Here is a 13855-nt window from a genome sequence, read left to right as displayed (position 1 = left end):
GCTCGCAAAGGTTTTCGCAACTAGGGCTCGCTTGCGGTCGCCCATTTTCGCCGAACCGCGACTAGCCGGAGGTGCCGATACTCGTCAGATCGGCCATGAAATCCTTGGTCCAATGCTGGACGTTGTCGTCGCGCACGGTGTCGATCGTCGCTTCGTAGCGGCGCTGGCGCTCGGCCAGCGGCATGTCGAGCGCGGTACGGATGGCATAGGCCATGTCGTCGGGGCTGTGTGGATTGACGATCAGCGATTCGGGCATCTGCAACGCCGCCCCCGCGAATTGCGAGAGGATCAACACCCCGGGATCGAGAGGATCCTGCGCGGCCACATATTCCTTCGCCACCAGATTCATTCCGTCGCGCAGCGGCGTGACCAGCCCGATCTTCGCCGCCCGGAAAAAGCCGAACAGCTCGGCGTGACTGTAGCCGCGATTGACGTAGCGGATCGGGACCATGTCCACTTCCGAGCGCGCGCCGTTGATCTGCCCCGCCTTCTGCTCGAGTTCGGCGCGGATTTGCTTGTAGCTTTCGACATCCTCGCGGCTGGGCGGCGCGATCTGGATGAAGACGAGATCGCGCACCCGCTCGGGGAACTGGTCGAAGAACCGCCCGATCCCGTCCAGCCGCTCGGGCAGACCCTTCGAATAGTCGAGCCGATCGACACCGATCATCGCAGTGCGGCGGCGGGTCGAGGAGAGCAGCCGCTGGCCCGCCTGGCGCGCCTCGCCGGTCTCGCCTTCGGCCTGGAAATGATCCCAGTCGATCCCGATCGGATAGGCCTTGGCGATGGTCGTCCGACCATCCAGCGTAACCGAACCGGTTTCCTCGTTCACCTCGGCGCCCAGTTCCTCGGAGCAATAATGCAGGAAGCTCTCGCGCCATTCCACGGTCTGGAAACCGACCAGATCGTAGTGCAACATCGTGCGCACGAGCCGCTCATGATAGGGCAAGGACACGAACAGCCGCGTCGGCGGCCAGGGAATATGCAGGAAGAAGCCGATCCGGTTCTTCAGCCCTCGCGAGCGCAGTCGTTCGCCCAACGGGATCAGATGATAATCGTGGACCCAGACGAGATCGTCTTCCTCGATCAGCGGGGTGACGCTGTCGGCGAAGCGCTCGTTGACCCGCTCGTAGCCCTTGCCGGTCTCGCGCTCATATTCGGTGAGGTCGAGCCGAAAGTGAAACAGCGGCCACAGCGTGGCATTGGCATAGCCGTTGTAATATTCGTCGATATCTCGGTGCGAGAGATCGATGGTCGCCGTGGTGACGCCCTCGTGGCTCTGCGTAGAAATCTCATCGTTCTCGTCGTCGCTTTCGGCGCCCGACCAGCCGAACCAGATGCCCTTGTAGTCGCGCAGCGCGGAATTGAGCGCGCCGGCCAGACCGCCCTGAGCGCCTGCGGCACCTCGGGCCTTCGGAACGGCGACCCGGTTCGAAACGACGATGAGCTTGCCTATCGGACTTCACTCCATGGTTTGGACAACAGTCCGGCGCAATTGATTACCCCTACGAGCGAGTAAGTCTGGGGGAAGTTCCCCCAAAGCTCGCCGGTTTCGTAATCGAGATCCTCGCTCAGCAACCCCGAGCGGGTGGTGTGGCTGAGCATCGTCTCGAACAGCACCCGCGCTTCGGAATCCCGCCCCACCAGATGGAGCGCCTCGATCAGCCAGAAGGTGCAGACGTTGAACGCGGTTTCGGGCGCGCCGAAATCGTCCTCGGCCGCATAGCGCAGCATATGGTCGCCGCGTCGCAACTCGCGCTCGACCGCGGCGAAGGTCGAGAGGAACCGTTCGTTGTCGGGCGACAGGAAGCGCAGTTCGACCATCTGCAGCAGGCTGGCGTCGAGATAATCGCTTTCGAAGCTGGCGCCGTAATGGCCACCCAACTCGCCGTTCTCCACCCAGGCTTCGCTCTCGATTTTGGCGCGGATGGCATCGGCGCGTTGATGCCACACTTCACAGCGATCCCCACGTCCCAGCCGGTCGGCGACATTGGCTAGCCGGTCGCAGGCAGCCCAGCACATGACCGCGGAATAGGTGTGGACTTCCTGCCGGGTCCGAAATTCCCACAGCCCGGCGTCGGGCTGATCGTGCATCGCCCAGGCCATCTCGCCAACCTGCTCGAGGCTTTCGAAATCTCTCTCGTCGGCCATCCGCAGCAGCCGCCGGTCGAAGAAGCCCTGCACCGTAGGCAGCACGATCTGGCCATAGCAATCGTGCTGTATCTGCATGAAGGCCGCGTTGCCGCGCCGCACCGGACCCATCCCGCGATAGCCGGCCAGTGCGGTTTCGTGGCCTTCGTCGAGCTCACTCTGGCCCATCACCGAATAAAGCGGCTGGATGCGCCCACCCTTGGCGCTGTCGATGATGTTGCGCAGATAGGTGAGGTATTTCTCCAGCACGTCGAGCGCGCCGAGCCGGTTGAGCGCCTGCACCGTGTAATAGGAATCGCGAATCCAGCAGTAGCGGTAGTCCCAATTGCGCTCGCTATGCGGCGCTTCTGGCACCGAAGTGGTCAGCGCGGCGACGATCGCGCCGGTTTCCTCGTGCTGGCACAGCTTGAGCGCAATGGCGCAGCGGATAACCTCGTTCTGCCATTCGAGCGGGATGTGCAGCCCGCGCGTCCAATGCGTCCAGTATCTCTCGGTCAAGGCTTCCATCTGGCGCACTTCGGCCCGCAGATTGCCGACGAAAGGCTCGTCCGGGCCCAGGAAGAAGTGCAGATCGTGCTCCAGCCGGAACGTCCGGTTTTCGAGCACATAGCCGACCGGCGCATCGGTGCTCAACCGCAGTGCCTGCGGTTCGACCAGATAGCGGATATGGTTGGTACCGCTCGTGTTCTCCGCGCGCGCGCCGCCGTAATCCTTCATCGGCGCCAGAACCATCCGCAGCCGCGGCGTGCCCGCCACCGGCCGCACGATGCGGATGAATGCGACCGGGCGATACATCCGCCCCGAACGCTCGAAGCGGGGGCAGAAATCGTGAATTTCCAGCGCGCTGCCGTCTTCCGCCTCGAGCCGGGTCACCAGGATCGGAGTGTTGCGGCGATAATGTTGCGTTGCGGAGACCTGCCCTTCGATCTCGAACCGCCACACGCCCTCGTCGCGTCGGGCGCCATTGAGCAGCGTGCAGAACACCGGATCGCCATCGACCCGGGGCACGCAACCCCAGGCGAATGCGCCTTCGGTATCGACCAGCGCGCTGACCTGGCAATTGCCGATCGGCCAGAGTTCGAGATTGGGCTTGTCCAACAGGTCTAAAACTCCAGCCAATCGTACACTGCGTCAACGTCCGCCAGCCGGAATTCGGCTGCCGTTTCGCGTTCGTCCCCGACCAGAACTCCGAAGCCGCCGGCTTGCGTGCAGCCGGCAAAGCCGTCCTCGTCGGTCACGTCGTCGCCGATGAACACCGGGCGCGCGCCCGCAAACGGCGGCTGCTCCATGAAGGCGCGCACCGCGCCGCCCTTATCCGCACCCTCATGCACCAGCTCGACCACGCATTTGCCGGTCTTGACGGCCAGACCCTCGCGCGCCGCGATCGTGCGCATGAACGCCTCGGCACTCTCCCCCGCCTCGGGCCGCCCGCGGTAGTGCAGCGCGCAACCGTGCGACTTCGTCTCGAAGATCAGTTCCTGCGCTCTGGCGTAGTCCTCGACCTCGGCAATCGTTTCCGCAGCGAGGCTTAGCGGTGCGCCGCCCAGGTGCGAGCCGTCGGGCCAGCGCCGGTCGGCCCCATGCGAACCCGCGCTGGCGACGGCGAGAGATCCCAGATGCGTTTCCAAATCTTCCAGCGAGCGCCCGCTGACCAACGCCAGGCGCCCTCCCAGCCGGTCGGACAGGCGCGCGAGCTTGGAGACCAGCTTTGCGGGAACCGCGATCGCGTCGGGGCGTGCGGCAATCTCAACCAGCGTGCCATCGAAATCGAGGAACAGCGCCACCGGTCCGGCGGCCAGCAGCGAAGCAAGAGACGGTGGCGCAAGAAGCGGAGCAGATTGGCTCATGCCGCGCGGCCATAATGCGTCGCGCCCGCAGGTCAAACCTCGATCCTGCAAACCGGCGTTCTGTGGAAAAGTCGTCGCGAAGGGAGGCTCCGAAGCCCGCCGCCCCAAGGGACGAGGCCTGAGGGACGACGGCGGGTCCGAGCAGATCGTCACGCGGCAGCGAGGCGAAATCCCTCAGACTGCGCCAGCCCCTTTTCGGTCACCGTCCGCTCATCGGCTTCGTCGATGACGAAGCGGCGGGCATGTTCGGTCAACTCGTTCACCTCGCTGCTGAGATTGCGCGTCGCGGCCGACGTCTCTTCGACCATCGCGGCGTTTTGCTGGGTCGCCTGGTCCATTGCCCCGATCGCGGTGCTGATTTCGCCGATCGTGCCCGCCTGCGCCTCGTTGTCCTGCGCCAGCTCGCGCAGCATCGCGTTCACTTCGCTGACATCGCTGACGATTTCGGCCAGCGCGCCATCGACCTTGCGGACCATGCCGACCGCCACCGCGATATCGCCCTGGGTGGAGGTCAGTTGTTCCCGAGCGCGGCCCGCCTCTTCCTCCGCCCGCATGGCGAGCGCGGAAACGAGATCGGCGACCACCGCGAAGCCACGCCCCGCCTCGCCGGCCCGACCCGCCTCGACCGCGGCGTTCATGGCGAGCACCCGCGTCTGGAAGGCGATCTTGTCGAGACCCTCGATGACATCGTCGATGCCCTTGGCGCCTTCGGCCACGCTGGTCATCGCCTGCATGGCATCGTCGGCGGTGCTGCGGCCGGTGGCCACGGTGTCCAGAGTGCGGTCGGCTCGCTGCACGGTGCGCTGGGCTGCTGCGGCGCCGCCGCGCAGCCGCTCATCCATCTGCTGGACGGCGGCGGAACTCTGCTCGAGACTGGCGGCACTCGCCTCGGTCCGCCGCGCGAGATCCTCGGAGGCCTGCGCGATTTCATGCGAGCCGCCGCTGATTCGCTCCGCGCGTTCGCTGATGGCGCCGACCAACTCGCGCAGCGCTGCGATCGCGGCGTTGAAATTGGTCCGCAGCGTCGCATAGCTTTCGGGGAAGCGCGCATCGATGTCGCGGGTAAGATCGCCCGAGGCGAGGCGTGCCAGCCCAGCCTCCAGATTGGCCACGACGCCGGTAAGCTCTTCGGTCTGACGGGTGCGCTCGGCGTCGATCTGGTCCTGAGTTGCCCGGCGCTGCTGTTCCGCATCTTCGATCGCGGCGATGAGCGAGACCACATTGCGCGAAATCCACGCCAGAGTCGCGGCTTCCGTCAGCAGGATCACCGCGTGCAGCACGATCCGGCCGAAGGACCCGCCATTGGGGAAGACCCATGCCGGCATCGCCATGCCGACCACCAGATGATGCACCGCGACGACGCCCGTCGCCAATGCGATCGCCCGCCAGTCGCACAGGATCACCACCATCGCCAGCGCGGCGAAGAACACCATGTGCAGATCGGTCTGCCACGCTGCACCCTGGAACACGAACAGCAGCAGCGCCGGCACCGTGACCACGCCGGCTGCGGCGGCGAGCCGCGCAGCGGGATCGATGCGGCTGTTGATCGCGGCAAGGGCGGGATAGATCGTTACTCCCACGGCGAGGAGCGCAGCGATAATCGCCCCGTCCGGTCCGACGGCGACCGCGCCTGCCACCGTAGCCAGCGCCAGCAGCGCGGTCATGGCGGCGAGCACGCGCACGCCGGTAAGTCGCAGGGAATCGAGTGTCAGGACGGTCATTTCAAAACTCCACCGATGTACCGCAAGTCGTAGCATTCGATCGCAAGAGCACGGCGCCGTTGCTCAATGCCGGCAGCCAGAGCTGGCCGGCGGAAGCATCGACCAGCACCGACCCGGGCAGCGGGCCAGGCCCCATCAACAGCGCCCCGGCGCGACTGGCCCAAACCAAAGATGCGCCCGGTGCGCTCGAGGCGAGCGGAACGATGAGCATCTTGCCCTGCGTCGGAACCACCATGAGCAACGGCACCAGCGCGAGCAGTCCCATATGGACGAGCAAACCCCAGCGCCGCGGACCGTCCGCAGCCCGGGCTTCGCGCCGCTTCTGTTCGTTTATCCTCATGCACCGACGGTCCCGCGAAACACATTGCGACATCGAAGACGGCACCAGCACCGCTCCAAAAGGCATTATAGAGCGGGAACGGGGAAGGCGTTTGCGCGCAGCCGAAATTCGCTCCCGGGATCGCCGCAACCGATGGCGGGCTTTGGGGCCTATTCCGTGGCCTAAGACAGATTGAACCGGCCCAGCAATCGCGGGATGCTTGTTTCATAACAGTCGACGGCTCCGTCGGTCTGTGCTGCGATCTCCTCGACGGTCGATGGCAACAAGCGTGAAATCGCGACCTCGTTTGAGAAGGCGATACTAATATGGTTCGACCAAGACTCGGATCGTCACCTCGTTTACCTTCAGTTGCGCAGAGCCTTCGAGGCCAATAGAGCGCACAGCGCTTCATTGCTCGTCGTCCAGATCGTCCAAAAGACTGCGGTGCTGCTTTTCCATGAGACCATAGAAACGCGCCAGGTTGGCGAGGTTTTGCCTTCCTTCCTGACGATCCATATGCGCCGCTGCCTCCTCGACCATTCGACGATGCTTCGCGAATCGCTGGGCGAACTGTCGGATGAGCGAATTGTACGGATTGGGACGCATGGCAAAGTAGATCTCACGCTCGCCGGGTTTCGAGCGACGCTCGATGATTTCGAGACTTTCCAGCAGGCGGAGATTGGTGCTGACGCTGCCGCGGCTGACCTGAAGCGTGCCGGCGATTTCGGCGGATGTCAGCATCCGGGCGACGACCATCAGCAGTCCCCAGATGCGACCCGTTATCCGGGCCTGTCCATCGGCCTCAGCATTGATCCCCATCCGCTCGATGAATTCGATTTCTGCGGGCGTGAGCGGGATGGAATTGCTGCTCATTTGCGCCCTCTCCCGAAGGTGTAAGTCAGGGCGATGCCGCCGGCAAACTGGTCACGCGAGCCGAACGCAACGACGACAGGGGAGTCGCCGGGATCGCCAACGAGCCGGTCGTATTTCGCGTAGCTGTAGATGCCCCAACGCGAGCTGATCTGCTGGATGTACCCGACTGTCGCGCCCACCGACTGGATCCCGCCATCGGCATCGTACGCCAGGAGACCCGGGGAAGCGGCGGCGGGAGAGATTCCGAAGTAGGCATCCTGATATTTGCTGTCGGTCATCGTTACACGGGGGCCGAAGGACAGGAGCTGCCGATCGCCGTCACGGATAACGTAGTCGGCGCTCACGACGGAGATGAAACCGTCGTGGCCGGTCACGCCCTGCCTTGCCTCGGCGCGCAAGCGAAGGTTTTCGCCCACTTCAAGCTGTGCGAAACCTCCGAACTCGACCGAAAAGCCGACCTTTGGAAGCCCCCCTACGTCGTCGGACGCTCGCTTTCCTTCGAGGCCTAGAGACGGCCCGAAGGTGAACGTATTTCCGCGGATCACCGAGAAGCCAAAGCTCTCGTCCGGCGCTTCGAATGCAAATTCCTCGCCCGCCTCGGCGCGCGAAATGTCGAAGAGGGGTCGAAGGACCAGAGTTTCGGATCCGGGGTAGCTCGGCACCATCTGCGGCCCCAGCGCCACCCGCGTCCGGCGTGGTTCGTCCGCTCCATCCTGAGCGGTGGCGGAGCTCGCAACCGTCGCTCCCAGGGCGGCGAGGCAGAGCGTGAAGCATGTGCGCTTGTACATAGTAATTCTCCGGAAAATCCGCGCGGGCCCGCGCCCGATGCCGTAAAAGCTCATCAGTCGAGCGCCTCTGCCTGAGCGCGGCTCTTGCGCGTCAGCAGCGTGTAAAGAGCGGGAATGATGAACAGCGACAGGACGGTGGAGGTCACCAGCCCGAACATGATCGCAAAGCATAGCGGGCGATACATCGGACTGCCGATCGCCAGCGGAATGAGGCCGACGATCGTCGTGACCGAAGTGGTCAGGATCGGTCGCAACCGGTCCGCTGCCCCCTTGGCCGCAGCATCGACGATCGAGAAACCTTCGGTGAGGCGTGAGTTCATCGTGTCCACCATGACGATCCCGTTGTTCACAACGATCCCGATCAGCGCGATCACGCCGACGACGGCAAAGAAAGAGAGGCTCAGTCCGAAGGCGAAGAAGCCCAGGAAGGTGCCGATCAGCGCCATCGGCATGGTCGTGATCAGAATGAAGGCCTGCGGAAAGCTGTCGAACACGATCACCAGCACGCCGAACACCATGATGATCGCTACCGCCAGCGCGATGCCGGCGGAACCGAAAGTCTCGGCGGTCTCTTCGGCTTCTCCGCCGATGGCATAGGCATAACCTTGCGGCCAATCCTCCATCGCCGCTTCCAGTTTCGGAGTCACCGAGTCGATGATCTCCGTGACCGGCCGACCTTGGTCCTTCGCAAGCACCGTCAGCGCGCGCTCGCCATTCTTGTGGCTCACGGCCACAGCGGCTTCCGACTGCACCGGCTCGAGCAGCGACAGCAGCGATACGCTTTCGCCTCCGGGCGTAAAGGCACGAACGAGAGCCAGTTCTTCATATCGCGACGGGCCGCCGGCTTCGCCGCCCCCGCGGCTGGGCCACTCGGTGCCAACGCGGATTTCCAAATCGTCCTCCGGGCCCGGGGTGACGAATTCGCCGATCTGATCGTTGGACAGGGCAAAGCGGATCTGCGCGGCAAGATCGGCCTGCGTCAGGCCGAAGAAGTCCAGCGCCTCGCGATTGGGGCGAAGGGCGATCTCTCCCGTGACGCTGCCGAGGTTATCGCGCACGTCCACCACGCCGGGCTCTTCCTCAAGCAAGGACTGAACCTCTTCCGAGATATCTTGCAGCTCGGCCATGTCCGGCCCGGTCAGGATTATCTCGATGGGATCGCCCGAAGTCGGTTGCCCGGTCTCCGCAACCACCAGAAGATCGGCGCCAGCGACATTCGCGTCGAGGTAGGCCTGCAGTTCTTCGCGCAGATCGTCCGCCAGTTCATAACCGGGGGCATTGCGATCGTCGCGATCCACGAAGGTCGCGGAAAAGCCGATGAAGTTCTCCGCCGTCGATGGTTGCAACGACGCTGCTACCGAACCACCGGCGAACGGGCTCTTGCTGCCGACAAGTTTAAGGATATCGGCAAAGTAGGGCTTTTCCAGCAGCAGCTCGCCGACTTGGTCCGCGATCCTCTGCGAGGTTTCCAGCTGTGTCGAGGCGGGCAGTTCGATGTTGATGCCCAGGTTTTCGCCATCGGTCTTTGGATAGAGCACCAGCGATGTCTGCGCGATGGCGAGGCAGGAGAGCAGGAATACGCCGACCGCGCCGCCGACCCACGTCCAGGCGCGCTTGCGGCTCGAGATGATGTTCGCATGCGTCCACCGCTCCAGCCAATTGGATGCATCGGCCGACAATTCGTCCGCCTTGCTGGTTTCCTCCTTCGTATCTCCCCTCGACACGCGCGCGAGCAGATAGCGCGACAGCGGCACGGCTGCGAACAGCGCCACAACATACGCCAGGACCAGACACGCGATCGCCGTGATCGGCAGCACTCTGATGAATTTGCCCGAAACTCCGCCGATCGCCATCAGCGGCGCAAGGGCGAGAATGGTCGTCAGTTGTCCGGCAAAGGCCGGCATCGCGTAGCGATCGATAGTGTTGAGCGCCGCTTCGCCGAAGGTCTTGTTGTTGGTGTAGATGTCCTCGTGGAGGCCTTCCATCATCAGGATGAACACGTCGACCAGCAGGCCGAGGGCCAGCACCATGCCGATAATGACCAGCTCGTTGAGCGAATATCCCATCAGCAGGATGACGACCAACACGCCGCAGAAGGTCACCGGGATCGACAGGCCCGCAATCAGTCCTTCGCGCCAGGTCAGCACGAGAAACAGGATGATGAAGACCGCTAGCATGGCCTGCCAGCCATTGTTGAAAACGCTGGTCAACGAATCCCAGATCGTCTCGGCTTCGTTCTGGATGACGGTATGCTCGACGCCCTGCGGCCATGCGGCGGTCTGCGAATAGTCTTCGATGCTGGCCAGAACCTCATCGATCAGTTGGATCGTATCCGCCCCGGGCACCTTCTTGACCGACAGGCTGACCGACGGCCTGAAGCGTTCGCCACCTTCGCTGTAGAAGGTACGCGAATCCTCGGTTTCGAGCTGGCGGCGAACCGTGGCGATCTCCCCCAGCAGCACCGGTCGCCCAGACGCTCCGTCGCCGAACCTTGCAACCGGCAGAGCCCGCAGATCGTCCACCGTCTGGAATTGCCCTTCCAGCCGGACCACGGCGCCGATTTCCTGGCTGTCTATTTCGCCGAACGGCTGTTCCAGATTGGCACGATTGATCGCATCCCTGACCTGCACCGGCGACAAACCGAGCGCCAGCAGGCGTTGCGGCTGCAGCAGAACCTGCACGACTTCTTCGCGCACACCGGCGAGATCGACTTCGTTGACGCCGCCGATCCTCTCGAGCCGATCCTGCAGATCCTCGCCCAGTGTGCTGAAGGCTGCTGGGCCGGCATCGCCGTACAAGGCCACCGTCAACACCGGACGATCGTCGACGGACACCTGCTCGATCGTCGGCTTCTCCGCTTCGGACGGCAGCTCCGCCTCGGCATCGGCCACCGTCTCGCGCAGGCGAGCGATCGCCTCGCCGGAATCGGCACTGGCGTCGAACTCGACCGAAATAAGGGAGAAGCTGTCGAAGGAAGCGCTGTTGATTGCCTTCACATCGGCAAGCGTGGTCAGCTCGTCCTCGATCTCCTGCGTGACCTGTTCTTCCATCGTGGTCGGGTCGGCGCCCGGCCAGGTGGTGGTGATGGTAGCCTGCGGAATGTCGAGATCGGGCAGCGATTCCTTGACGAGGCTGAAATAAGCCATGATCCCGCCGGCGACGAACAGCGTCGTGAGCAGAATGCCGAAGGTCGTCTTGAGGAAGAAGAACTTCTTGAAGCCGCTCGCATTTGCGACGGCTTCGCTCTCCTGCCGCGACAAGTCTTCGCCTGCTTCACCGGCAGCCGGCAGGTCGTGCTCATTCTTGTGCTGATCGTCGTTCACCGGGCCTTGCTCGCTCCGCTAGCTGACTGCCTGGCGCTCGCACCGATCCGACGAACCCGGTCGCCATCCGAAAGCCGCTCTACCCCGCTCGTCACGATGGGAGTCCCCGCGTCCACCCCGGCCGCGATCGCCACGCCCTCGATTCCTTGCAGGCCGAGCTCCACCGCAGTGCGGCGAGCCGTTCGGGTCTGGGGATCATAGACGAACACGAACGCCTGATTGTCTTCGAAGCGGATCGCATCATAGGGAACGATCGCCGTATTCTCGGCCTCGCGACCCTCGATCCAGGTCGTCACGAATTCCCCGTCCTGGAGGCGTACGGAGCCGCTGTTCGACCGGATCGTGACCTGGAAGGAGCGCCTCTCCGGATCGAGCGAGGGCGAGATCGCCACCACCTGCCCGCGCACGGCATAGTCGCTGACGTTCAGGCCCGGTGCCCGGCCCGCGCCGATCCCTGGTCGTGAGTCCGTTGCGCGTGCCGTCGCTGCCATCTGGTCCCCCGCCTCGATCAGCACTTCGGATCCGATTTCGACCGCATTGCGCTCGAAGGCGGGCAATTGCACCGTAATCTCGAAGCGGGACGGATTGATGATGACGACCGGGACGGTCGACAAGGCGCCGGACTCGCTCCCCGTCTGGATGGCCTGCGGCGAGAAATACTGGCCCTGTTCGATATTCAGCCGAGCGATGACGCCATTGATGGGAGAGACGATGCGGCTCTCGCTCACGGCGACCTGGGCTTCGTCCACACCCGCTTGTGCGGCATCGACATTGGCCCGCACTGCAGCGAGCTGGGCGTCGGCCTTTTGCTTGGCGGCTCGCGCCTCCGCAAGTCGCGCTTCGGCCTCGTCGAATTCCTGCTCCGATGCGGAGTTGAGGGCCAGCAACTGGCGGTAGCGTTCGAATGTTTCGCGTGCGAGTTCGAGACTGGCCGCCGCCTGGCGTTGGTTGGCCTGCGCGACCGTCACTTCGCTCCGGGCGTTGGCGAGCGTGGCCCGGGCATTCGCCACTGAAGCTTCGGCACGCGCCTGTTGCTGATAGGCGATCACCTGACCGCGACGAACCCGATCGCCTTCATCGAGCCGGGGATCCACATAGGCCACCCGCCCTGCACTCTCGAAGCTGAGGAACTCGCGTTCGCCGGCGCGCGCGGTGCCCTGAGCATAGACCCACGCCTGGATCGTGCCTTGCTCGACCCGGGCGACGCGAACGCTGATCGCCTGCGCCTGTTCGGCCGCGGCGGCTTCTTCTTCGCTCGGCTCCTCCGCGCCACCACCGCAAGCGGTTAGCAGGAGGAGCAGGCTGGCGGTCAAAGGAGCGCATCTCATCGGTCGGTTTCCTGTGGGGCGGGCGCGGTCGAACCTCCGCCAATGAACAGCGGGGTGTTCGCCGGCGTGCCGAAGCCGCCGCCAAGCGCGAGGTGAAGAGCGATCCGGTTTTCGAGCCGCGCGCGGCGGGTCGCGATCACCGAGCTGCGGGCATCGAGCGCGCCCTGCTGGCTTTGCAGCACGGTGATGAAGGGATCGATGCCCGCCCTGTAACGATTGAAGGAGATTTCGACCGAGCGTTGCGACGCCTCTGCAGCCCTGGACAAGGCGGCTTCGCGGGTGGCCAGCTCCTCGTCGATCGCAAGCGCCGTCTCCACTTCGGACAGCGCGGTGAGGAGCGTATCCACATAGGTTTCCGCAGCCTCGTCGCGCTGCCCCTCTGCCAGCCGGACCTGGGCCCGCAGACGGCCGCCCTGGAAGATGGGCTGAAGCAGCCGACCCGCAATCGACCAGACGAAGAAGTCGCCATCGAGAAGATCGCCGAGCGCATCGCTGGCCGTACCCGCCGATCCGGTGAGGGACAGCGAAGGCAAAAGCGATCTTTGCGCGGCCGCCGTACGATATCCGGCGGCGCGCAGATTGAACTGCGCGGCAGCGACGTCTGGCCGGCGCGTCAGGAGGTCCACCGGCAAGCCGACTGGTGGCGGTGCCGGCACCGGCGGCAGGGCAGCCGCCGTAGGCAGCGTTCCCGAAGGATAATCGCGCATTAGGACCTCGAGTCGCCGCGTCAGCCGTTCGACGTTTTCCTCACGCTGCTGCAAACCGGCAATCGACGATTCGAGGTTCGCGATCGCCAGCAATTTATCGTTAGGCGGGGCGATGCCGACATCGGCGCGGTTCCCGACTTGGCGGGCGATCTCGCCGAATGTTTCGACGACTTCCTGCGAAAGATCAACCTGTGCCCGCGCTTCGACAAGGCTGAAATAGGTTCGTGCGGTCTGTGCCGCGACAGCCTGCCGCGCGGCGCGCAGATTGGCTTCGCTGGCGAGAAAATCGGCTCTTGCGGCTGAACTGCGCGCACGGATGGCACCGAACAAGTCCGTTTCCCAGCTCACATCGAGAGAAAGCCCGTAGTTCTCGGTAATGAAGGCGGTGGGTGCGTCCCCTGCGTCGGGAACGCCCGGAAGATCGCCGATCGGACCGAGGCCGCCCAGGGTCTGTCGCGATCGCGACGCGCTGGCAGAGGCGGAAACCTGCGGCAATTGCGCTGCCCGCTGGATACGCGCCTGCGCCCGCGCCTGTTCCACTCTCGCCAACGCCTGGCCGACCTGCGGGCTCTCGCTCACGGCTTCATCGATCAGACGGGTGAGCTTCTCATCCCCGAACCGCACCCACCAATCGTCGTCGGGCTGGGTCGGCACCCCGCCCGCGGCAAAAGCTACCGGCAGTCCGCCGGGAAGTTCAGGCCTGTCCGATTGCGGGGAAACACACGCCGATAGAGCTCCGGCAAGCGCGAGCACCACTAATCGGCTTTGCGCTTGCAAAAGGGATGATCGAGAAAGCAGTGC

10 protein-coding genes are annotated in these 13855 nt (G+C 64.3%); all 10 read right to left on the bottom strand.

The window, feature by feature from the left end:
* Positions 1-61 precede the first annotated feature (61 nt).
* Positions 62-1453, bottom strand: a complete 1392-nt coding sequence (locus Q9K01_RS05770; protein ID WP_305929882.1) for an alpha,alpha-trehalose-phosphate synthase (UDP-forming) — start codon at positions 1451-1453, stop codon at positions 62-64.
* Positions 1450-3246, bottom strand: a complete 1797-nt coding sequence (locus tag Q9K01_RS05765) for a glycoside hydrolase family 15 protein (protein ID WP_422785296.1) — start codon at positions 3244-3246, stop codon at positions 1450-1452. Before Q9K01_RS05765 ends, Q9K01_RS05770 begins: the two co-directional genes overlap by 4 nt.
* A gap of 5 nt (positions 3247-3251) precedes the next feature.
* Positions 3252-3995, bottom strand: a complete 744-nt coding sequence (gene otsB / locus Q9K01_RS05760; protein ID WP_305929269.1) for a trehalose-phosphatase — start codon at positions 3993-3995, stop codon at positions 3252-3254.
* A gap of 149 nt (positions 3996-4144) precedes the next feature.
* The gene (locus Q9K01_RS05755; protein ID WP_305929268.1) at positions 4145-5716 is read right to left on the bottom strand and encodes a methyl-accepting chemotaxis protein; all 1572 of its coding nucleotides are present in this window, start codon (positions 5714-5716) and stop codon (positions 4145-4147) included.
* A 1-nt stretch (position 5717) separates the two neighbouring features.
* Positions 5718-5981 (bottom strand): hypothetical protein, encoded by a 264-nt coding sequence (locus Q9K01_RS05750; protein WP_305929267.1) that lies wholly within the window; start codon positions 5979-5981, stop codon positions 5718-5720.
* A 462-nt stretch (positions 5982-6443) separates the two neighbouring features.
* Positions 6444-6908, bottom strand: a complete 465-nt coding sequence (locus Q9K01_RS05745; RefSeq protein ID WP_305929266.1) for a GbsR/MarR family transcriptional regulator — start codon at positions 6906-6908, stop codon at positions 6444-6446.
* Entirely contained in the window at positions 6905-7750 is an 846-nt protein-coding gene (locus Q9K01_RS05740) for a MipA/OmpV family protein (RefSeq protein WP_305929265.1), read from the bottom strand. Before Q9K01_RS05740 ends, Q9K01_RS05745 begins: the two co-directional genes overlap by 4 nt.
* Positions 7750-11019 (bottom strand): efflux RND transporter permease subunit, encoded by a 3270-nt coding sequence (locus Q9K01_RS05735; RefSeq protein WP_305929264.1) that lies wholly within the window; start codon positions 11017-11019, stop codon positions 7750-7752. The genes Q9K01_RS05740 and Q9K01_RS05735 overlap by 1 nt, the downstream gene beginning before the upstream one ends.
* Positions 11016-12347 (bottom strand): efflux RND transporter periplasmic adaptor subunit, encoded by a 1332-nt coding sequence (locus Q9K01_RS05730; protein WP_305929263.1) that lies wholly within the window; start codon positions 12345-12347, stop codon positions 11016-11018. Before Q9K01_RS05730 ends, Q9K01_RS05735 begins: the two co-directional genes overlap by 4 nt.
* Entirely contained in the window at positions 12344-13708 is a 1365-nt protein-coding gene (locus tag Q9K01_RS05725) for an efflux transporter outer membrane subunit (RefSeq protein WP_305929262.1), read from the bottom strand. The genes Q9K01_RS05730 and Q9K01_RS05725 overlap by 4 nt, the downstream gene beginning before the upstream one ends.
* Positions 13709-13855: the final 147 nt, after the last annotated feature.

Origin of the sequence: Qipengyuania benthica, from assembly GCF_030717865.1 — a bacterium.
GTDB lineage: Bacteria > Pseudomonadota > Alphaproteobacteria > Sphingomonadales > Sphingomonadaceae > Qipengyuania > Qipengyuania benthica.
Note: the sequence above shows the minus strand (reverse complement) of the source record. Positions and strands in the feature narration are given on the sequence as shown.